This window comes from Hoeflea sp. CAU 1731 (assembly GCF_039888615.1).
Taxonomy (GTDB): Bacteria; Pseudomonadota; Alphaproteobacteria; order Rhizobiales; family Rhizobiaceae; genus Flavimaribacter.
Genome location: NZ_JBDQQS010000015.1, coordinates 68219 through 87253, shown reverse-complemented (window position 1 = coordinate 87253; position 19035 = coordinate 68219). Strand labels below are relative to the sequence as shown.

Sequence of the window (19035 nt, the reverse complement as noted above, 5' to 3'; positions counted from 1 at the left end):
CGGTCGCCTTTTCTATTCGCCGATGTGCTTCTGACCGCGCTCTTTCGCAAGCTCGATCTGCTTCTGGCGTTCGCGGAACCGCGCCCGGTCTTCCTCGCTGCGCGATTCATGACAATGCGGGCAGCTCACACCTTTAACGTAGAACGGACTTTGCGTTTCCTCCGGCGTCAAAGGATGACGGCAGGCGTGGCATAATGTGTGCGGCCCTTCTTTCAAGCCGTGCTCGACGGAGACGCGTTCGTCGAAGACGAAGCAGGCGCCTTCCCAGAGGCTTTCCTCTTCCGGGACCTCTTCAAGGTATTTCAGGATGCCGCCTTTGAGATGGAAGACCTCGGTGTATCCTTCGGCCTTGAGGAACGCCGTCGCCTTCTCGCACCGTATGCCGCCTGTGCAGTACATCGCGACCTTGGGCTTTTTGCGCATCTCTTCGTGGTCGCGCACCCAGCCGGGAAACTCGCGAAACGACTTCGTCTCGGGGTCGACGGCGCCCCGGAACTTCCCGATGGCTACCTCGTAGTCGTTGCGCGTGTCGACAAGAATCGTGTCCGGGTCGGAAATCAGCGCGTTCCAGTCTTTTGGCTCGACATAGGCTCCGACGCTTTTCAGCGGGTCGATGTCTTCGACGCCCATCGTCACGATCTCTTTCTTGAGTCGAACCTTCATCCGGTTGAACGGCATGTCCGAAGCGCGGCTTTCCTTGTGCTCCAGGCCTCTGAAGGCCGGGATCGACCGCAGATGGTCGAGGACCGTGCGGACGCCGTCGTCCGGTCCGGCGATCGTTCCGTTGATCCCCTCGGACGCAAGCAGCAGCGTGCCCTTCACGCCATTGTTCACGCAGACCTCCTGCAGGCGCGCCTGCAGTGACGCGAACTCCGGCAGCGGCGTGAAATGATAGAGGGCGGCGACCAGAAAATCGTCTGTCGCGCGCGATGTCGTATCATGTGTGTTCATGGCCGTTGCATTATAACCGGAAACCCGGATGTGCAACGGTTGCGTGGGTTTCTGTGCGCTTTCGCCCTGTTCGTCGTTCTGGCGCTACTCTTGCGCTTGTATGGACATGGCCGGCATGGCGGGGTATCGACGGTAACGTGTTTCAATGGCTTGCCGGGGGCGACATGGGCGTGAAGACCGAAAAACTGCTTTCCATCCTGACCTTGCAGCCGGTCATACCGGTGCTTGCGGTCGACAGCGTGGCGACCGCCATTCCGCTGGCGCGCGCGCTCGTCGCCGGCGGTCTGAAGGCGATCGAGATCACGCTGCGCACGGAGGCGGCGCTCGATGCAATCCGCGCCGTGGCCGACGAGGTGGAGGGCGCGGAGGTTGGCTCCGGAACCATTCTCAATGCCGCGCAGTTCGAAAAGGCAATGCGGGCCGGCTCGAAATTCATCGTCACGCCCGGCACGACGCAGGAACTGCTCGACGTGTCCCGCAAGGCGCCCGTCCCGCTGCTGCCTGGCGCTGCGACCGTCAGCGAGGTGATGAGCCTGCGCGAGGAAGGCTACAGCGTCATGAAGTTCTTTCCGGCCGAGCAAGCCGGCGGCGCCGCTTTCCTGAAATCCGTGTCCTCGCCGCTTGCCGGAACCAGTTTCTGTCCGACCGGCGGAATAACGCCCGCCAACGCCAAGACCTATCTTTCACTGCCCAATGTCGTCTGCGTCGGTGGCTCCTGGGTCGCACCGAAGGAACTCGTGACGGCCGGCGACTGGAAGGCGATCACCCGCCTCGCTGAAGAAGCCTGCGCCCTGACCGCGTCCTGACGCAGATGGCGTTCCGCGACAAAACTGAATAAATTGTCGGGATGGTCAGCGGATACACCATTCGCAGGTCGTTTCGCCAGCTGCAGCTGGCAGCCCTGCTCCTGACAATCGTCGTCGGCGCCGCCGCCGCCTATGGTAGCGGTCTTTTATTGCGCATGCAGGCGGAAAGGCAGTTGCAGGTCAGAGCGGCGGAAACGCTCGCCGTCCAGACGGAGGCGCTGACGGGTATCCTCGACAAGTACCGACTGCTGCCGCCTCTGTTGGCCCAGGAGAAATCCGTCATCGCGTTGTTCGATGGCGCAGGAGACGCTGCGGAAGCCAAGCGCAAGGCAATCGAGATTTCGGGCATGTCAGGAGCCGAGGACGTGGCTTTCCTGCGGCCCGACGGCAGCGTTCTGGCTTCAGCCGATTACGACTTTCCCGTATCACACGCACAACAGCGCGCCTTGCTTGGCGCTTCAGCGCAGGGCCGGCTTGGTCGACAGGCGCTGATTACCGGCGACGGCCGTCGCGTCTACGCCTTCGCATTCGGCGTTCGACAAGGTTCCAGGCTGCTTGGCCATGTGGCGGTTTACGTCAATTTCGATGCAGTGGAGGCGACATGGTCGCTGTCGCCGGATCCTGTTTATGTGATCGATCGCACGGGCACCATCTTCCTCAGCAATCGACCCGAATGGCGCCTGCAACCCTTTTCCTCCCTTGCGACGATGAACGGTGAGGCGTTGCAGTATCGGGATGGAGACAGCGTGCTTCCGGGGGACGACCTTTCACGCGACCTTCCACTTTTGGACTGGCAGTTGCATGTGCTGACCGACCGGCGGCCGTTGTTTTCGGCGAGCGTTGTCGGCGGTGTGATCGCCGCCCTCGTGGTGTTGTTGATCGGCGCCGGTCTGTTCGCCCTCGTCCAGTGGCGCGAAGCGCAAATCCTGCGCATGCGCAGAGATCGATCGACGGCGCTGAAACTCGAGCGGCTGGTCCGGGAGCGCACCCGCGCCTTGCGCGAAACAAACCTGTCCCTGTCGCAGGAAATCGACGAAAGGCGGCAAGCCGAAGAGCGCTTGCGCAAGGCCCAGGCCGAACTCGTCCAGGCGGGAAAACTGGCGGCGCTCGGTCAGATGTCCGCAGCGCTCAGCCACGAGTTCAATCAGCCGCTTGCGGCGATCCGCACCTATTCCGACAATTCGGTCAGACTGCTCGAAAAGGATCGCATCGACAGCGTCCGCGACAATCTCGGCCGCATTACCGGCCTGGTCGATCGCATGGCGGGGCTCTCGCGCAGCCTGCTTTCCTTTTCGCGCAAACCCGGCACGAGCGTGAAGCCGGTCGCGCTTGCCCCGATCGTTGATGAAGCCCTGATGCTGACGAAGCCGCGGGCCAACAAGGCCGGCGTCGTGATCGAATGGAACCCGCCGGACGACCTGCCTCAGGTGCTCGGCGGACGCATCCGACTTTCGCAGGTGTTCGTCAACCTGATCAACAATGCGGTCGACGCGATTGGAGACAGGGGACATGGCAGGATCATCGTCAGCTTGTCGTGCGACGACGAGGGCCATGTGGCGGCGTGCGTGGACGACGACGGACCGGGCGTTTCCGACGAGAACGCCGACAGCGTGTTCGAGCCCTTCTTCACGACCAAGAGCGTCGGCAGCGGCATCGGCATCGGTCTTTCGATCGCCAGCGGAATCGTGCGCGATTTCGGCGGACGGATCGCTCTGGAAAGAAGCGCGCTTGGCGGTGCGCGGTTCGTGATATGGCTGCGGTGCGCCGACAGCCACAGGAAGGCGGCGGAGTAATGAGCGACGATTCCCCGACAGTGCATCTGGTCGACGACGACGAGGATTTGCGCCATGCGCTTGCCCAGGGGCTGGAACTCGAGGGCCTGCCCGTCACGGCGCATGCGGGCTCGGAAGATGTTGTCGCGCGGCTCGGACGTGACGACTATGCGGTGGTCGTCACGGACATCCGGATGCCGGGCGACGACGGCATGGCGCTGCTAAAAAAGGTTCTTGCGGTCGATTCCGCCTATCCGGTGATCCTGATCACCGGGCATGGCGATGTGCAGATGGCGGTCGAGGCGATGCGGGCCGGCGCCTATGACTTTATCGAGAAACCCTTTGTCGTCTCCAGATTGTCCACGGTCGTCGAGCGGGCGCTGGAGAAACGCCGGCTCGTCCTTGAAAACCGGACATTGCGCAATGAACTGGACCAGCGTCACGACCTGATCCAGCGACTCGCCGGCCGCTCTGCGCCGATCGTCAAACTACGCGGTCAGATCAGCGCGGTCGCGGACACCGACGTCGATGTGCTGATCGTCGGCGAAACAGGGTCCGGAAAGGAGGTCGTCGCTCGTGCGCTGCACGATTACAGCCCGCGTTCCGGCGGCAATTTCGTCGCCATTAATTGCGCCGCGCTACCGGCCGACATTTTCGAGTCGGAACTGTTCGGTCACGAACCCGGCGCATTTACCGGCGCGCAGAAACAGCGTATCGGCAAGCTCGAACACGCCAATGGCGGCACGATCTTTCTTGACGAAATCGAATCCATGCCGCTCGACCTGCAGGCCAAATTGCTGCGGGCGATCGAGCATCGCTGCATTGAACGACTGGGCTCGAACGATCTCGTTCCGCTTGACGTCCGCTTTGTGGCGGCGACGAAATTCGATCTGGAGGCGGAAGGGCGCAAGAGTGCTTTTCGCTCAGATCTCTATTATCGGCTGAACGTGGTGACCCTCACCCTGCCGCCGCTCAGAGACCGCAAGGACGATATTCCGCTGCTTTTCTTCCATCTGGCGCGGGACGCGCGCGCTCGATATCGCAGGGAGATACCGCCGATCGACCACGCCCTGGAACTGCAATTGCTGTCGCATGACTGGCCGGGCAATGTGCGGGAACTGCGCAACTACGCCGACCGCTTCGTGCTCGGCATGTGGTCGGGTTTCGACGACCGGTCAGACGTCGCCGGCAATCCCGACGCGACGCTGGCCGAGCGGGTGGCCGCCTTCGAAAAGGCGGCGATCGAGGCTGAAATAGCGCGCCACAACGGCGCGTTGCGACCGGTGTACGAGGCGCTCGGAATTTCCCGAAAAGGGCTCTACGACAAGATGAAGCGGCTCGGCGTGACCGCAGATGTGGAGGACGCCGGAAAAGACGGACAGGCCGATGTGTAGATTCCTGCCCATTGCCCCCTTCAGGTTGTGTCGCAGACTACCCAATGTTGCAGTAGCGCCTGCGCGGTCTGATGCGGCGCAATCTTCCCATGTCTTTCTGATTCATGCATAAATTTTGATAATTGCCGGACCTTCCCAGGTTTGGCATGATGCTTGCTAAGGATGTAATGACGGCACGTTGTCTTTGGGGAGGGGCAGTTTCGTATCGACACTGCAGATCGAAGCGCATCCCTGAAACAGCATGACGTATTGAGCCGGCCCCGGGCCGGAAGAGCAAATGAGGTCGAACGGGCAAAGCCGTTCGCTAACAGCAAGAGCCAAGGCTCTCTGGAGGAGACTATGAAGAAACTACTAGGCGCCGTTTCGGCAATCGCACTCTTCGCGTCGGCAGGTCAGGCGATGGCTGCCTGTGACGATGGCGAAATCGTCATCAAGTTCAGTCACGTGACTGCTGACAGCGGCCATCCCAAGGGCGACGCCGCCACCGCCATTGCGGCGCGCATCAACGAAGAGATGAATGGCAAGGCCTGCATGGAGGTCTATGCGAACTCCACCCTCTTCGACGACGACAAGGTGATGGAAGCCCTGCTGCTTGGCGACGTTCAGGTCGCCGCGCCATCGCTTTCCAAGTTCGAGGCCTATACGAAGAAGTATCGCCTCTTTGACCTGCCGTTCCTGTTCTCCTCCATGGATGCAGTCAACAACTTCACGGAAGGCCCGGTCGGACAGGAGATGCTCGGCGCTGTCGAGGACAAGGGCTATACCGGTCTTGGGTATATCTATAACGGCCTGAAGCATTTTTCGGCGAACAAGCCGCTTCTGACGCCGGAAGACGCGCATGGCCTGAAGTTCCGCGTTCAGACATCGGACGTCGCGGTCGCCATGATCGAGGCGATGGACGCCTCCGCCCAGAAACTTGCCTTCAAGGAAGTTTACGGCGCATTGCAGACCGGCGTTGTGGATGGTCAGGAAAACACCTGGTCCAACATCTACAAGCAGAAGTTCTTTGAAGTGCAGGATGGCGTCACCGAGACCAACCACCAGCTTCTCACCTATCTGGCGATTACCTCGACCGACTGGCTGGACAGCCTGCCCCAGGATGTTCGCGAGCAGTTCGTGACGATCTTCGCCGAAGAAGTGCAGAAGGCCAATGCACAGGCTACGGCGATCAACGAAGAAGCCAAGCAGGGCATCATCGCCGCAGGCGGTGAAATTCGCGAGCTTACGCCCGAGCAGCGCAAGATCTGGGTCGAAACGATGAGACCCGTCTGGGACCAGTTCAAGGACGACATTGGTGAAGATGTCATCCAGGCTGCGGTGGATTCCAACTCAAGCAGCTGATTGTTCACCGGATAAACCGGATGCCCGCGTTATTGCGGGCATCCACGACTTCGTCACGGGGAGGGCGAAATGGGGGAATTCCTGATTTACGGGATCATGGCGCTCGTCGTCGTGATATTTTTTCTTGTCGAACGGGCGAATCCTGAAGCGATCGCGCGTTTCGAGGAAAATGTGCTGGCGGTGCTGCTGGCGCTCATCACCATTGTCTCCTTCTCCCAGGTCATTGCGCGCTACGGCTTCAATTCCGGGTGGGGCGGGGCGCTTGAATTCACCCGCATCCTGTTTGCGTGGATGATCCTCTTCGGAATGAGTTATGGCGCGCGCGCCGGCCTGCACCTTGGCGTAGACGCGGTGATCCGGCTGTTTCCCGCGCGGCTTTTCCGCCTTGCCGCCCTCTTTGGCGCTTTCTGCGTGTTCGCCTATGCGATCACGCTGCTGTGGGCATCCTGGCTGAACCTGTTCGGCGCCGACACCAAGGGCGGAGCAATCTTCTATTGGAACCGCATGTTCCAGATCGGCATCGGTCTCGATGATCTGCGCTATCCGGAGTGGATGCAGGAAACCTTCGGCCTGCAGGACCGGATCCAGCGCTGGATCGCCTATCTCATCCTGCCGGTGGGCCTTGCGCTTCTGGCCTTTCGCGGCCTGCAGGCTTTCATCCAGATTTGGACGGGCGAACGCGACCTGATCATCGCCGGCCACGAGGCGGAAGACCTCGTCGCCGAAAATCGCAACGTGCTGAAGGACTGATTCGAGATGACCGCCGCCATTCTCTTTGTCCTCGTTCTCGTCCTGCTGTTTCTCGGCGTTCCCGTCGCCGTTGCTCTGGGGCTGTCTTCCATACTCATCATCGCCTTCTTCTCGGCCGACTCCATGTCGTCCGTGGCGCTGCAGCTCTTCACCGCGTCGCAGAACTACACGCTGCTCGCCATTCCCTACTTTGTTCTCGCCTCGGCCTTCATGTCGACCGGAGGCGTCGCCAACCGGATTATCCGCTTCGCGATCGCAGCCGTCGGCAGTTTTCGCGGCGGGCTCGCCATGGCGAGCGTGCTGGCCTGCATGCTGTTTGCAGCGCTTTCGGGGTCTTCGCCGGCCACCGTCGTCGCGATCGGCACGATCGCCATCGCCGGCATGCGCCAAGTGGGCTACTCAAAGGAATTCGCCTCCGGCGTGATCGCCAATGCAGGGACACTCGGCATTCTCATTCCGCCGTCGATCGTGATGGTCGTCTATTCTGCCGCGACCGATGTCTCTGTCGGCCGGATGTTTCTGGCCGGCGTCATTCCGGGCATCGTCGCTGGCTTGATGCTGATGATCGCGATCTATGTCATGGCCCGCTACAAGAACCTGCCCGCCGAACCATGGAAGGGCGTACACGAACTGATCGAGGGCGGAAAACAGGCCGGCTGGGGCATGTTCCTGATCATCATCATTCTCGGCGGCATCTATGGCGGCGTCTTTACGCCGACGGAAGCGGCCGCGGTTGCGGCTGTCTACGCCTTCTTCGTGGCGATCTTCATCTATCGCGACATGGGTCCGATGAAGGACATCCCCTGGGTCTCAGAAACCGATTCCGACAGGCGGCGCGTCGGCTTCTCGGCGACGGTCTATGGTCTCGCCTTCTTCTTCGTCTGGATGATCCTGTCCTTCTTTGCGACCGCCGATTCCGAAACCGTGACGCTCTCCCACCGCTTCTGGGTCGGGGTGGTCCTTTCCGTCGCCATCACCATCGCCTATGCGCTGTGGCGGGGAACCGGCGGCGTCGCCGCCATACCGTCCTATCTCACAGCGGGATTTCCGGTCTGGGGACGCAATCTTGGCCTGATGGGACGCAATTTCCTGCGCGCTTTCTTCAACGAGGAAACCCGCAAGGTCATGGTCGACGCCTCGCGCACGACCATCATGCTGATGTTCATCATCGTCAACGCGCTGCTGTTCGCCCATGTGCTGACCGGAGAGCGTATTCCGCAGTCGATTGCGGAAACGATGATCGGGATCGGCTTCAACTGGTTCACCTTCCTGATCGCCGTCAACGTGCTGCTTCTGATCGGGGGGCAGTTCATGGAGCCGTCAGGCCTGCTGCTGATCGTGGCGCCCGTGGTGTTCCCGATCGCCATGGAACTCGGCGTGGATCCGGTGCATCTGGGCATCATCATGGTGGTGAACATGGAAATCGGCATGATCACGCCGCCGATCGGTCTCAACCTCTTCGTCACCTCAGGTATAACGGGGATGAGCTTGATGCAGGTGGTCAAGGCGGCGCTTCCGTTCGTCGCCGTGCTGTTCGTCTTCCTGATCCTCGTGACCTATCTGCCGGCGCTTTCGACCACGCTGCCCTACGCGCTGATGGGTCCGGAGATCGTCACGCGGTAGGCGGCGGCCAATTCGGCGTCACGCCGCAATGAGAAACCGGTCGATCCGCTCGATCGCGGCGATGATGTCATCGTCGGAAGCGGCGCAGGAGAGGCGGATATAGCCTTCGCCCAACGTGCCGAAATCGGGACCGCCGACGGTGGCGACCCCGGTTTCCTCGAGGAGGGCCGAGGCCAGCTTTTTGGATTTCCAGCCGGTGTCGCGAATATTGGCGAAGGCGTAGAAGGCGCCCTTGGGCAGGATGCAGCTCACGCCTTTCACGCTTTCGAGTTTTTCGGTCACCAGCCTGCGGCGCCGGTCGAAGGAGGCGATCATCGCGTCGACCTCGTCCTGCGGACCGTCGATCGCCGCAACGCCGGCGAACTGGCTCGGCGCATTGACGCAGGACCAGCAATTGACCGCCAGCTTGCGCACATTGTCATAGAGACCGTCCGGCCAGATCGACCAGCCCATGCGCCATCCGGTCATGGCCCACGTTTTGGACCAGCCGTTAAGCACAATCAGTCGGTCGCGGATCTCCGGAAAGGTCAACAGCGACGTATGCGTCTCGCCGTCATAGGTCATGACGTCGTAGATTTCGTCGGAGAGGATCGCGACGTCGGGGAATTTTTCGAGACCCGCAACCAGCTTCTCGACCTCTGCGCGGGGCGTCACCCCTCCCGTGGGATTGGCCGGTGAATTGATAATCAGCAACCGCGTGCGGTCGGTGATCAGCGACAGTGTTTCCTCGGCGGAGAAAGCAAAGCCGTTTTCCTCCCGGATCGGCACCGGCACGGCCGTCGCGCCCGAATAGTCGATCATCGAACGGTAGATCGGAAAGCCGGGGTCTGGATAGAGGATTTCGGCGCCCGGCTCGCCAAACATGATGATCGCTGCAAACATGGTCGGCTTGCCGCCGGGCATGATCATCACGCGATCCGCCGGGACCTCGACGCCGGTCGTGGTCAGGGTTCGGCGAACGACGGCTTCGCGGGTCGCCTGAAGTCCGTTTGCGGGCGTATAGCCATGCTGGCCGTCGCGCAGCGCCTTCACGGCCGCTTCGACGATATGCGCCGGCGTCTTGAAGTCCGGCTGGCCGATTCCGAGATTGATGACGTCCCGGCCCGAAGCCTGCAAGGCTGCTGCGCGGGCAAGAACGGCGAAGGCGTTTTCCTCCCCCAGGCGGTCGAAGGCCGCAACGGTTTTCACATCTCTCTCCCAAAATTCAATGGTCTGTCCGTGACCTGTTCGATCTGGTCACGACCTGCTCTAACCTGTAGATGAATATCCGTAAACATGCAGATCGGGCGCAATGGCACGAAACCTCGAACACTGGACCGGATGTTCCCGGCCCGAACGCACGACGCTGGAAGGCCGCTTCGCCCGGATGGAGCCGCTGTCGGCGGCCAGGCACGGGAACGGTCTGTTTTCCGCCGCTACTGTGGACGACGCAGCCGCGCGATTCACCTATCTGCCGGAAATCCCGCCGTCTTCCCGCGCCGATTTCCAGCCCTGGCTAGAAACCGCGCAGGCAAGCGACGATCCGCTCTACTTCGTCGTGATCGACAAGGCGAACGGCGTCATCGGCGGTCGCCAGACCCTGATGCGAATCACGCAAGGGATGGGCGTCATCGAGATCGGCCATATCTACTGGAGCAGCCTGATTGCCCAGACGCCAGTCACGACCGAAGCCTTTTTCCTATTTGCTCGCTATGTATTCGATACGCTTGGCTATCGGCGTTTCGAATGGAAATGCGACAATGCGAACGCGCCCTCCAAACGCGCGGCGCTGCGTTTCGGCATGACGCCGGAAGGCGTTTTCAGGCAGGCCGCCGTCGTCAAGGGCAGAAACCGCGACACCGCGTGGTTCTCGATCATCGATGCTGAGTGGCCGGCCCTTCGCAATGCGTTCGAGCAATGGCTCGATCAAACAAATTTCGATGGTGAGGGCAGGCAGATCCGAAAGCTTGAAGAGATGAGACCAGAAAGGACGTCCAATGACCAGGAATGACCGCGCCTCCGCGCTCGCGGCGGCGATCATCCTCGCCGGGGCCTTCGGCCTGTTCTACTTCATGCCGCAGATCATGCTGTTTCTCGGTGAAATCTCACCCTGGCTCGCCATCGTGATCGCCGTGCTGTGTGTGCTTGCCTTCTTCGCCGTCTTCTGGTTGCGCGGCCTTTACAAGCGGCGCCATGACGGCGGCCCGGATGAAAGCTGAACGGTCGCCGGCTACTGCAGCTCTTTCCTGACGATCACGGCGCCGTCAGCCATGGCCTTCATTTTCCCGAAGGCGATATCGCGCGGCAGGTACTTCAGGCCGCAATCGGGCGCGACGACGATCTTGTCCGTCGGGTGATGTTTCAGGCCCTTTCGAATGCGCCCGGCGACCACGTCGGCCGTTTCAACGGTCTTGTCGGGCAAGCGTTTCCAGCACACTGCAATCCACGTTGGACTGGGCGGTTTCGATTGAAACGGCGTTGCATTTGCAGGCCGAAAACTGCGGCAGGAAGGAATAGCCTTCCGGACATTCGTGGATGATCGCCGCATAACCGAAGCAGATATGCAAGGCTGTCTCGCCCTCGGCGCCGTCAAGCGCGGTTCAACGCATTAGGCCCGTATTCTTCAGGTTTCCGCGGCCGCGCATGCATGTAGGGTTCGTCGAACTGGACGATGTCGGCGCCGACGTCGGCTTCAAACAGGTCGCGAATTTCCTCGTTGGCGGCAGCGGCGTAGTCCATCGCCATTTCGGCGTCGCTGTCGTAAAAATCGTTCTGCGCCTGCTGCGACATGGTGTAGGGGCCAGGCACGGTGATCTTGATGCGGCGGTCGGTGTTGGCGCGAAGGAATCTCACGTCCTCGACTTCGACGGCATGTTTGCGGCGGATCTTTCCGACCACGCGCCGCACCGGATTGGGATGGCCGGATCGGTCGAGCGCGATTCCCGGATTGTCGATGTCGACGCCTTCAAGCGCGGTTGCGAAGCGGTTGGAATAGCTTTGTCGACACGCCACAATTTCCTGGCGCGGGTGCGCGGCGGAAACCGGCCGGCAGGCTTGTTGTGGTCGATCAGCCATTGCGGCATGGCTTAGGACCCGACGAGAGATGTCGGCAGCAGGATCTTGTTGGCGTCGCTCAGGGTATTCTCCTCCTGTTTTTGGCGCGGCAAAGCGGACCCGCAGGAGGAACAAGCGATTATCGTCCGGTCGGCTACACAATCAGGGAACAGGACGAAAGGGATTTATCGGGACAACATCAATGTCGGAAGGAACGTCGCCAGTCCGGGCATGAGCGTGAGCAGCAGGACGCCCAGCACGAGCAAACCAAAAAACGGGGCGGACGCCTTGGTGACTGTCCACATATCGCGTCCGCTCATGCCGTGAAGGACGAAAAGATTGAAGCCGACCGGCGGCGTAAGCTGCGCCATTTCCACGACGATAATCAGATAGATGCCGAACCAGATCGGGTCGAACCCGGCGCTCACCACCATCGGCAGCGCGACCGATGTGGTCAGAACGATCATCGAGGCGCCCTCGAGAAAACAGCCAAGGACGATGTAAATGAGGGTCAGGAGCAGGAGCAGGAGCATTGGCGACAGCCCGAGTTCCGCGACCCAGGCGGCCAGCTTTAGCGGAATGCCGAGAAACGCCATGCCGACCGACAGAAAGGCGGCGCCCAGGATAATTGCGGTGATCATGCAACTGGTGCGCATCGCCGCCATCAGACTGTCAACAAAACTTCGCCAGGACAGCGCGCTGGTGATCCAGGCAAGGCCGAGCGCGCCGAAGACTCCGAGCGTCGCGGCCTCGGTTGGCGTTGCATAGCCGCCATAAATGGAGCCGATGACCATGGCTATCAGAAGGATTATGGGAATGAGCCGGCGGGACCGGCGCAGTTTTTCAAGAATCGGCAGCGCGTCGTCGGCTGGCGGCACGGATTTCCTGTTGAACGCCGACCAGACCATGACATAACCCATGAAGAGCCCCATGATCAGAAGGCCGGGAATGACGCCGGCGATGAACAGGCGCGAAATCGACTGCTGCGCGGAAATGCCATAGACGATCATCATGATCGAAGGCGGGATCAGCAGACCAAGCGTTCCGGAACCGGCCAGAGTGCCGATGGCCATGTCCTCGCTGTAGCCCCGACGTTGCAGTTCGGGCAGACTCATCCGGCCGACCGTCGCGCAGGTCACGGCGGAGGAGCCGGCGACAGCCGCCATCACTCCGCAACCGACGATGTTGACGTGAAGCAGTCTTCCCGGAAGCCGGTCGAGCCAGGGCGCAAGGCCTGAAAACATGTCTTCGGAAAGCCGGGATCGAACCAGGATCTCGCCCATCCAGACAAAAAGGGGCAGGGCGGTCAGCGCCCAGTTCCAGCTGTTGTCCCACAATGTGGTGGCCATCAGCGAACCGGCGGGAGCAGGCGAGAAAACCGCTATGGCCACATATCCTGCAGCCGCGAGTGTTATGCCAATCCACAACCCACCGGCCAGCAGGGCCAGGAGGATGAGGCCGAGAATGCCGGTGATCGTCAGGATTTCCATTGCGCCGGCCTCTTGTGCTTGTTCATTCCGCTTCTTCGGCGCCTTCGAGCGCGCCGTCGCGAGGTCGTGCGTAGCCCGGCGTCCGGTTGCGCATCGCCAGCACCAGTTCATCGGCGAAGGCGATGGTGAGAATAGCAAGCCCCGTCAGCATGACCGATTGCGGGATCCAGAAGGGCACTGCGAGAAGACCGGGGCTGAGATCTCCGAAGCGCCAGGAATCGTGCGTCATCAAGAACGTGTGCCAGGTCAGAAAACCGCACCCGACCATGGCGAAGGCGCATATCCAGATATCCGACAGCAGAGCCGCGCGGCCCCTGAATCTTGAAACGAGCAGCGAGACGCGCACATGGCCGCCAGTCTTCAGCGTGTAGGCCATGCCCATGAAGGTGGCGCCGGCAAGAAAGAAGCCGCCGCTTTCTGTCGAGTCGATGGTCACGCCGACAAGGCGACCTGCGATCTGGGCGACAATGGTCACGGCGATCATGAACAGGCACACGGCCGCAACGCCGCCGCTCGCGGTATAGAGAAGATCCAGTCCTTTTCGCATCAGCTTGTCCCGGCTATTGCGCCTGCCTGCACCCTGCCCGCTCCCGTTTCCTGACGGAAGCGGGAGCGGATTGCGTTGCATCCAGAAGCTACATGCTTGACTGATAGGCTTCCAGCACGGCGATCGCCTCGGGCGAGGCCGTCGCCTGCCATTCCTGCATCATCACGCCGCCGATTTCCTTCAGCTTCTCGATGATCTCGGCCGGGGCTTCCGTCACTGTCATTCCGTTGGACTTGAGTATGTCGAGCTGTTCGCCGTAAATGGCCTTGCTCATTTCCCAGCCACGGATCGTCGCGGCTTCGCCAGCCGCAATCAGGGCCGCCTGCGCCTTTTCGGGTAGCGACTCGAAAGCCTCCTTGTTCACGATGATGGCGTTCTTTGTGTAGATGGCGCCGGCAGCGGTGAAATCGTTGGTGTTATCCCAGGCCTGGATGTCGATGCCGGTCTGGGGACTGGTGAACAGCGCGTCTATGAGGCCGGTCGCGAAAGCCTGGGGAATTTCCGCGAAAGGCAGAATGGTCGCTTCGAAGCCGAGCGCGTTGCCCATGTCCTGCGTGGCCTTGGAATAGATGCGCAGTTTCTGACCTTCGAAATCGGCAAGGCCGTTCACAGGCTCCTTGGTGTAGAAACCCTGTCCCGGCCACGGCTGATAGGCGAGCGCCTTGAAACCAAGACCGTCGAACATGGCGTCGAAATACGGCTTTTGCGCCTCCATGAGCTTCCAGGCGCTTTCGTAGTCACCAGCCACGAACGGCAGGCCTGCGAGGTTGTACATCGGATCTTCGTTCGAATAGGAGCCGAGACGGACCTCTCCGATCTGGACCTGATTGGTCTGCACTGCGCGGCGTATCCCGTCGAGCTTGATGAGCGTGCCGTTGGAATGCAGTGTGATTTTCAGTTCGCCGTTGGTCGCCGTCTCAACATCCTCGATGAATTTCTGAATGTTCTGGGTCATGAAATTGGAATCGGCGTATCCGCTCGCCATGATCCAGCTAGTTTCGGCAGACGCCGTCGAGGCGGCGGCGCTCAACGCCGCGGCGGCGAGGAGGGCTTTGAATGTGCGCCTTAGGTTCATTGTTCCGGTTCCCGTCTGTTTGCTGTTGTTGGTCCCGCACTGCGGGCGCAGGAAGAAGTGCATCACTATCGGATATCAATTGCAACAAAAATCGTATACGATTTAAAAAAATAAGGCGAATTTATATGCGATCAAATTTTCCTGCACAAATTTTCAGCATATTGACGGAAAATCAGCAAATATATGTATGAATCAGATGGACAACTGCGTTCATGGATCGATATACAGAATTTGCGCCGGTTCGTGTCTGGCGCAAAGTCTTCTTTCAAACCTGTTTTATCTAGAGAAATAGGATACGATCCAGGCATGATAGTGAGTGGCGTGAAGCAGGCGTTGACCGACAGCGAAATCCTGCGCGAGATATCCGACGCCATCATCGAGGGACGTCTGGCGCCGGGGGAGAAACTTGGACAGGACGAACTCGGAAAGGTGTTCGGGGTGTCCAAGACGCGCATACGGCCGATCCTGCACAGGTTGACCGACCAGAAAATCGTGGTCATCGAACCCATGCGAGGCGCATTCGTCGCGCGTCCGTCGGTTGAGGAAGCCCGCACGGTGAATGCCGCCCGACAGATCATAGAAGAGGGCGTCATCCGTGCCGCTACCCGCATGGCCCGCCCTAAGGACCTCAAGGCGTTACGCGAGATCCTCGCCGAAGAACATGAGGCGCGGTCAAGCCACATGGCTGGCAGCGCCCATCGGCTGACCGGGGAGTTTCACTGCGAGCTGGCCCGCATCACCGGAAACGAGGTCGTAGCGGATATCGTTCGCGATCTGGTCGCTCGGGACAATCTCGTGGTGGCGCTTTACCAGCGACCCAACGCGTCGGGCTGCTCGCTCGACGGACATGCGTCGCTGATCGATCGTATCGCCGATGGCGACGAGGACGCCGCCGCTCATGCGATGCGCCACCACCTGCGGGACGTGATGGCGAGCCTCGATCTGGGTCAAAGGAAACCGCCGTCGAAACCGCTTGCATCGGCATTTGCGCATCTGGGCGCTGGCCCGAAATGAGCGGGTCGCAATACGCAACGAGGGATATGAAAGGATACGGCGCAGCGGTTCCGAAGATCCGCTGGCCGGGCGGCGCCCGCATCGCCGTATCGTTCGTCCTGAATTTCGAAGAGGGGGCGGAGCTTTCGGTTCTCGATGGCGACGACCGCAATGAGCCGGTCTATGAAGTTGTGGACGAGGTGGCGGGAAAGCCGGATCTGTGCATGACCTCCCATTACGAGTACGGTCCGCGCGCGGGGTTCAGGCGGATACTGGATCTTCTGGCTTCGTTTGATGTCCCGCTCACTGTCAGCGCCTGCGCGCGCGCAGCGGAACGGGCTCCGGAACTGATTTCGGAAGCTGTTTCTAGGGCGCATGAAATTTCTTGCCACGGCTATCGCTGGGAAAGTCACGCGTATATGGACGCGGCGCACGAAGCGGCGGTGATAGCCCGGACGTTCGAAGTGCTGAAGGACGTTGCAGGGACGGCGCCGGTCGGTTGGCACACCCGCTCGGCTGCGTCTGTCAACACGCGCCGGCTGTTATGTGAGCATGGCGGGTTTCTCTACGATTCAGACGCCTACAACGACGACCTGCCCTACGTCGTGACGCAGAAAAACGGGCCTCATGTGGTGCTTCCCTACAGTTTCGACACCAATGACATGCGCTTCAGTCCCGGCGGCGGGTTCGTCTTCGGGACGGATTTCACCCGCTATTGCGCCGACGCCTTTGACTGGCTGTGGGCCGAAGGCGAAACAACGCCGAAAATGATGTCCGTCGGTCTGCACCAGCGCATCATCGGTCGGCCTGGCAGAATTGCCGGGTTGAAGGCGCTGCTGACGCATATGTCGGAGCGCGGAGACGTGTGGTTCGCTACCCGCGCGCAAATCGCCCATGCCTGGCGCGGTTTCATGGGGCTGCCGGCGTGGCGCGCTTCCGGTACGACTACAGCGAAAGCCGCGTCCTGAAAAGATGCACATTCTGGTCGTCAATTCGAACAGTTCCGACTCGATAACAGATCTGGCGCGCATAGGCGCGCAAAGGGCCGCGGCGCCCGGAACGACAACCACCGCGCTAACAGCAAAGGGCGGTCCGCCGGCGATCGAAACCGAAGCCGACATGCTGCTCGCAGCGGTAGCGACGCGCACGGCGATCCTCAATCATCCGGCGTCGGTGGATGGCGCGATCATCGCCTGTTTCAGCGACCCGGGTCTGAAGGAGATCCGGTTCGAGGCGCCTTTCCCGGTCGTTGGCATCGCAGAAGCCGCCATGTTGGACGCCGTGCGGAAAGGCGGGCGCTTTTCCATCGTCACCGTGGCGCCGTCTTCGGTCGCCGGCATTGAAAGGCTGGCGGAGGAATACGGGATGTCGCGCTCGCTCGGCGGCGTGCATGCGCTGGACCGTGGCGTGCTGGAAAGCCATCTGGATCCGTCGGGCACGGCGCTGGCGCTGGCCGAACTTGCGAATGCTGTGATCGAAAGCGATCAAGCTGACTGCATCATTCTGGGCGGCGCCATTGCGGCGGGCGGGATGGCGGATATCGTCGCTCCGCTCGTGCCGGTTCCGGTGATTGAAGGCGTGTCGAGCGCCGTCAGGCGTATCGAACAGTTGCTCCGATAGCGGCGCGGGGCTGACCGCCCCGCTCACGGAAGTGGCTATGCCTGGAGCGCGGCTGTCAGCAGTGTCAGACCCAGGACCAGCACCAGCGCCGCGCCGGCGATCTCGATGACATGCGTGACCCGCATGGCCGCTGACTCAGAGCTTGCAAAGCGGACTGCGACCCCTTTGGCGGTCACGGCCAGCGTGGCGAGGATGGACACCGTGATTGCCGTTCCGATCGACATGGACGCAACCGACAGGAGCCCGCCAAGATAGAGGCCGTTCAGAAGCGCGAAGGTCAGCACGATCAGCGCGCCGGAACAGGGCCTCAGGCCGACCGCAACGATGGCCGACCAGGCGCCGCGCAGATCGAAATCCGCCGACTGGAGCTTGACCGGATCCGGCGCATGGGAGTGGCCGCAGGTCGCGCATGTTCCATCCGGACCGATGTCGTGATGGTGATGGCCGTCATGCGCCGGCGACGGACGCAACTTGCGCACCAGCAGCCAGCCGCCGAAAGCCGCGATCAAGGCGTAGCTGGCGAGTTCGAGCCACCAGGTCGCGACGGTCATGGAAATACTGCTGCCGCGCAGCGCGAAATAGGTGAGGCCCACGACGCCGATCGCGACAAGCCCCTGCATGATTGCGGCGAGAAAGGAAATCGCGACGCCGCGGCGCAACGCCTGCTCGTTGGCGATCAGATAGGAGGAAATCACGGCCTTGCCGTGCCCGGGACCAGCGGCGTGGAAGACGCCGTAGCTGAAGGACAGCCCGATAAGGACCCAGAGTTTCGTCGGGTCCTCGCGCATCGCCTTGAGCGCCGTCGAAAGCGACCGGTAGAAAGTCTGTTGCTGCGTATTGATCCAGCTCATGACGGAGCCGAACAGGCCGTCCGTCCTGATGGCGGGCTCCGCCGCGCCAATGCCGAGAGACGACTGGGCGAGCGCTGCGTCGGACAGCGCCAGAGCGAGCGCGCAGGCGGCGCAAATCAGGATCGCGGTCTTGCGTCCATCAGACATCAGCAGGATATTTGGAGCCTGGTGGCGAAGAATTTCGAGGAATCATTACCCGTCGGATCGTTGAAGAAGGCGTCCGTAAGCATGTCCTGGTTCTGCGCGATGATTTCGTCGGCGTCGGGCCTGACCACTTCGCGACGGCATGCGCCTGCGTTGCCCTTGATGACCATGTCCTCGTCGTTGAAGAACTCTATCGCGGTGTACATCGTCGGATCATAGGTCCCGAAGGACATGTCGCCTGTCAGGGTCATGTTTTCCGATGGCTTCACGGCGAAAAAGAGCAGCAATTGCCCATCCCGGAAATCCGCGTGGATGACATCAGGCGGCGTAACGTCGATTTCCCTGCCGTCCTTGGTGACGAAGGTGAAGTAATTGTAATCGGCCAGTGAATCCTTGATCACCGTGCCGACTTCCGCCAGTTCGTCTTCTTCGAGCTCGAGATCGGCGTTGGCGTCGAAATCCAGCATGACGGTCGATGAAAACAGCTCGTCGAAGCGCCACACATGGCGTAGCTGGTCGACGCCGCCATGGTCGTCGATGATCACCTCAAGCCGCGCCTCCGCAAAGACGTGCGGATGGGCGCCCGCCGCCGAAGCGGAAGCGATGGCCAGGCATCCTGCTGATATCAGCGTCTTCATGCGATCG

The 19035-nt window shown here is 61.0% G+C and carries 21 protein-coding genes; 11 read left to right on the top strand and 10 right to left on the bottom strand.

Annotation, left to right across the window (positions count from 1 at the left end; translation table 11 throughout):
- Window positions 1-12: 12 nt before the first annotated feature.
- Window positions 13-951: an oxygen-dependent tRNA uridine(34) hydroxylase TrhO gene (gene trhO, locus AAFN47_RS21445; RefSeq protein WP_499811305.1), complete on the bottom strand. Its 939-nt coding sequence runs from the start codon at window positions 949-951 to the stop codon at window positions 13-15.
- Between the two features lie 164 nt (window positions 952-1115).
- Between trhO and AAFN47_RS21440 the strand changes: the two genes are divergently transcribed.
- The 6 genes from AAFN47_RS21440 (at window position 1116) to AAFN47_RS21415 (ending at window position 8637) form a co-directional block, all read left to right on the top strand.
- A complete protein-coding gene (locus tag AAFN47_RS21440) occupies window positions 1116-1757 on the top strand; it encodes a 2-dehydro-3-deoxy-phosphogluconate aldolase (RefSeq protein ID WP_499811304.1) in 642 nt (213 codons plus the stop codon).
- A gap of 41 nt (window positions 1758-1798) precedes the next feature.
- The gene (locus tag AAFN47_RS21435; RefSeq protein ID WP_499811303.1) at window positions 1799-3550 is read left to right on the top strand and encodes a sensor histidine kinase; all 1752 of its coding nucleotides are present in this window, start codon (window positions 1799-1801) and stop codon (window positions 3548-3550) included.
- Window positions 3550-4923, top strand: a complete 1374-nt coding sequence (locus AAFN47_RS21430; protein ID WP_499811302.1) for a sigma-54-dependent transcriptional regulator — start codon at window positions 3550-3552, stop codon at window positions 4921-4923. Before AAFN47_RS21435 ends, AAFN47_RS21430 begins: the two co-directional genes overlap by 1 nt.
- Before the next feature lie 339 nt (window positions 4924-5262).
- Window positions 5263-6264 (top strand): DctP family TRAP transporter solute-binding subunit, encoded by a 1002-nt coding sequence (locus AAFN47_RS21425; RefSeq protein WP_499811301.1) that lies wholly within the window; start codon window positions 5263-5265, stop codon window positions 6262-6264.
- Between the two features lie 69 nt (window positions 6265-6333).
- Complete coding sequence (locus AAFN47_RS21420) at window positions 6334-7014, top strand: TRAP transporter small permease (RefSeq protein WP_499811300.1); 681 nt, start codon at window positions 6334-6336, stop codon at window positions 7012-7014.
- 6 nt (window positions 7015-7020) lie between these two features.
- Entirely contained in the window at window positions 7021-8637 is a 1617-nt protein-coding gene (locus tag AAFN47_RS21415; protein WP_499811299.1) for a TRAP transporter large permease, read from the top strand.
- Window positions 8638-8655: 18 nt separating this feature from the next.
- On the opposite strand, the gene AAFN47_RS21410 is transcribed toward AAFN47_RS21415, so the two are convergent.
- Window positions 8656-9825, bottom strand: a complete 1170-nt coding sequence (locus tag AAFN47_RS21410; protein ID WP_499811298.1) for a pyridoxal phosphate-dependent aminotransferase — start codon at window positions 9823-9825, stop codon at window positions 8656-8658.
- A gap of 103 nt (window positions 9826-9928) precedes the next feature.
- Between AAFN47_RS21410 and AAFN47_RS21405 the strand changes: the two genes are divergently transcribed.
- The gene (locus tag AAFN47_RS21405) at window positions 9929-10627 is read left to right on the top strand and encodes a GNAT family N-acetyltransferase (protein WP_499811297.1); all 699 of its coding nucleotides are present in this window, start codon (window positions 9929-9931) and stop codon (window positions 10625-10627) included.
- A complete protein-coding gene (locus AAFN47_RS21400) occupies window positions 10614-10835 on the top strand; it encodes a hypothetical protein (protein WP_499811296.1) in 222 nt (73 codons plus the stop codon). Before AAFN47_RS21405 ends, AAFN47_RS21400 begins: the two co-directional genes overlap by 14 nt.
- A gap of 11 nt (window positions 10836-10846) precedes the next feature.
- On the opposite strand, the gene AAFN47_RS21395 is transcribed toward AAFN47_RS21400, so the two are convergent.
- The 6 genes from AAFN47_RS21395 to AAFN47_RS21370 form a co-directional block, all read right to left on the bottom strand.
- Complete coding sequence (locus AAFN47_RS21395) at window positions 10847-11038, bottom strand: hypothetical protein (protein WP_499811295.1); 192 nt, start codon at window positions 11036-11038, stop codon at window positions 10847-10849.
- Complete coding sequence (locus AAFN47_RS21390; protein ID WP_499811294.1) at window positions 11019-11183, bottom strand: hypothetical protein; 165 nt, start codon at window positions 11181-11183, stop codon at window positions 11019-11021. The genes AAFN47_RS21395 and AAFN47_RS21390 overlap by 20 nt, the downstream gene beginning before the upstream one ends.
- Window positions 11184-11205: 22 nt before the next feature.
- A complete protein-coding gene (locus AAFN47_RS21385; protein WP_499811293.1) occupies window positions 11206-11691 on the bottom strand; it encodes a hypothetical protein in 486 nt (161 codons plus the stop codon).
- A gap of 164 nt (window positions 11692-11855) precedes the next feature.
- Window positions 11856-13160 carry a TRAP transporter large permease gene (locus AAFN47_RS21380; RefSeq protein ID WP_499811292.1) on the bottom strand — a complete coding sequence of 435 codons (1305 nt, stop codon included), beginning with the start codon at window positions 13158-13160 and terminating at the stop codon, window positions 11856-11858.
- Window positions 13161-13182: 22 nt separating this feature from the next.
- Window positions 13183-13707 carry a TRAP transporter small permease gene (locus AAFN47_RS21375; RefSeq protein WP_499811291.1) on the bottom strand — a complete coding sequence of 175 codons (525 nt, stop codon included), beginning with the start codon at window positions 13705-13707 and terminating at the stop codon, window positions 13183-13185.
- A gap of 88 nt (window positions 13708-13795) precedes the next feature.
- A complete protein-coding gene (locus tag AAFN47_RS21370) occupies window positions 13796-14782 on the bottom strand; it encodes a TRAP transporter substrate-binding protein (protein ID WP_499811290.1) in 987 nt (328 codons plus the stop codon).
- A 306-nt stretch (window positions 14783-15088) separates the two neighbouring features.
- Between AAFN47_RS21370 and AAFN47_RS21365 the strand changes: the two genes are divergently transcribed.
- Genes AAFN47_RS21365 through AAFN47_RS21355 form a run of 3 tightly spaced genes read left to right on the top strand, consistent with a single transcriptional unit; the run spans window position 15089 to window position 17395 of the window.
- The gene (locus AAFN47_RS21365; protein WP_499811289.1) at window positions 15089-15796 is read left to right on the top strand and encodes a GntR family transcriptional regulator; all 708 of its coding nucleotides are present in this window, start codon (window positions 15089-15091) and stop codon (window positions 15794-15796) included.
- A gap of 26 nt (window positions 15797-15822) precedes the next feature.
- On the top strand, window positions 15823-16743 hold the full coding sequence (locus AAFN47_RS21360) for a polysaccharide deacetylase family protein (RefSeq protein WP_499811288.1): 921 nt from the start codon (window positions 15823-15825) through the stop codon (window positions 16741-16743).
- 4 nt (window positions 16744-16747) lie between these two features.
- The gene (locus AAFN47_RS21355) at window positions 16748-17395 is read left to right on the top strand and encodes an aspartate/glutamate racemase family protein (protein WP_499811287.1); all 648 of its coding nucleotides are present in this window, start codon (window positions 16748-16750) and stop codon (window positions 17393-17395) included.
- A 35-nt stretch (window positions 17396-17430) separates the two neighbouring features.
- On the opposite strand, the gene AAFN47_RS21350 is transcribed toward AAFN47_RS21355, so the two are convergent.
- On the bottom strand, window positions 17431-18393 hold the full coding sequence (locus tag AAFN47_RS21350; RefSeq protein ID WP_499811286.1) for a nickel/cobalt transporter: 963 nt from the start codon (window positions 18391-18393) through the stop codon (window positions 17431-17433).
- Entirely contained in the window at window positions 18393-19028 is a 636-nt protein-coding gene (locus tag AAFN47_RS21345) for a DUF1007 family protein (protein ID WP_499811285.1), read from the bottom strand. The genes AAFN47_RS21350 and AAFN47_RS21345 overlap by 1 nt, the downstream gene beginning before the upstream one ends.
- Between the last annotated feature and the right edge of the window lie 7 nt (window positions 19029-19035).

Excerpts from the sequence above, each read along its gene's own strand:
- AAFN47_RS21430 (WP_499811302.1), top strand. The coding sequence starts at position 3,550 with ATGAGCGACGATTCCCCGACAGTGCATCTGGTCGACGACGACGAGGAT.
- AAFN47_RS21350 (WP_499811286.1), bottom strand. The coding sequence starts at position 18,393 with ATGTCTGATGGACGCAAGACCGCGATCCTGATTTGCGCCGCCTGCGCG.
- AAFN47_RS21375 (WP_499811291.1), bottom strand. The coding sequence starts at position 13,707 with ATGCGAAAAGGACTGGATCTTCTCTATACCGCGAGCGGCGGCGTTGCG.
- AAFN47_RS21380 (WP_499811292.1), bottom strand. The coding sequence starts at position 13,160 with ATGGAAATCCTGACGATCACCGGCATTCTCGGCCTCATCCTCCTGGCC.
- AAFN47_RS21415 (WP_499811299.1), top strand. The coding sequence starts at position 7,021 with ATGACCGCCGCCATTCTCTTTGTCCTCGTTCTCGTCCTGCTGTTTCTC.
- trhO (WP_499811305.1), bottom strand. The coding sequence starts at position 951 with ATGAACACACATGATACGACATCGCGCGCGACAGACGATTTTCTGGTC.
- AAFN47_RS21365 (WP_499811289.1), top strand. The coding sequence starts at position 15,089 with ATGATAGTGAGTGGCGTGAAGCAGGCGTTGACCGACAGCGAAATCCTG.
- AAFN47_RS21420 (WP_499811300.1), top strand. The coding sequence starts at position 6,334 with ATGGGGGAATTCCTGATTTACGGGATCATGGCGCTCGTCGTCGTGATA.
- AAFN47_RS21425 (WP_499811301.1), top strand. The coding sequence starts at position 5,263 with ATGAAGAAACTACTAGGCGCCGTTTCGGCAATCGCACTCTTCGCGTCG.
- AAFN47_RS21440 (WP_499811304.1), top strand. The coding sequence starts at position 1,116 with ATGGGCGTGAAGACCGAAAAACTGCTTTCCATCCTGACCTTGCAGCCG.
- AAFN47_RS21370 (WP_499811290.1), bottom strand. The coding sequence starts at position 14,782 with ATGAACCTAAGGCGCACATTCAAAGCCCTCCTCGCCGCCGCGGCGTTG.
- AAFN47_RS21435 (WP_499811303.1), top strand. The coding sequence starts at position 1,799 with ATGGTCAGCGGATACACCATTCGCAGGTCGTTTCGCCAGCTGCAGCTG.
- AAFN47_RS21360 (WP_499811288.1), top strand. The coding sequence starts at position 15,823 with ATGAAAGGATACGGCGCAGCGGTTCCGAAGATCCGCTGGCCGGGCGGC.
- AAFN47_RS21405 (WP_499811297.1), top strand. The coding sequence starts at position 9,929 with ATGGCACGAAACCTCGAACACTGGACCGGATGTTCCCGGCCCGAACGC.
- AAFN47_RS21355 (WP_499811287.1), top strand. The coding sequence starts at position 16,748 with ATGCACATTCTGGTCGTCAATTCGAACAGTTCCGACTCGATAACAGAT.
- AAFN47_RS21400 (WP_499811296.1), top strand. The coding sequence starts at position 10,614 with ATGACCAGGAATGACCGCGCCTCCGCGCTCGCGGCGGCGATCATCCTC.
- AAFN47_RS21345 (WP_499811285.1), bottom strand. The coding sequence starts at position 19,028 with ATGAAGACGCTGATATCAGCAGGATGCCTGGCCATCGCTTCCGCTTCG.
- AAFN47_RS21385 (WP_499811293.1), bottom strand. The coding sequence starts at position 11,691 with ATGGCTGATCGACCACAACAAGCCTGCCGGCCGGTTTCCGCCGCGCAC.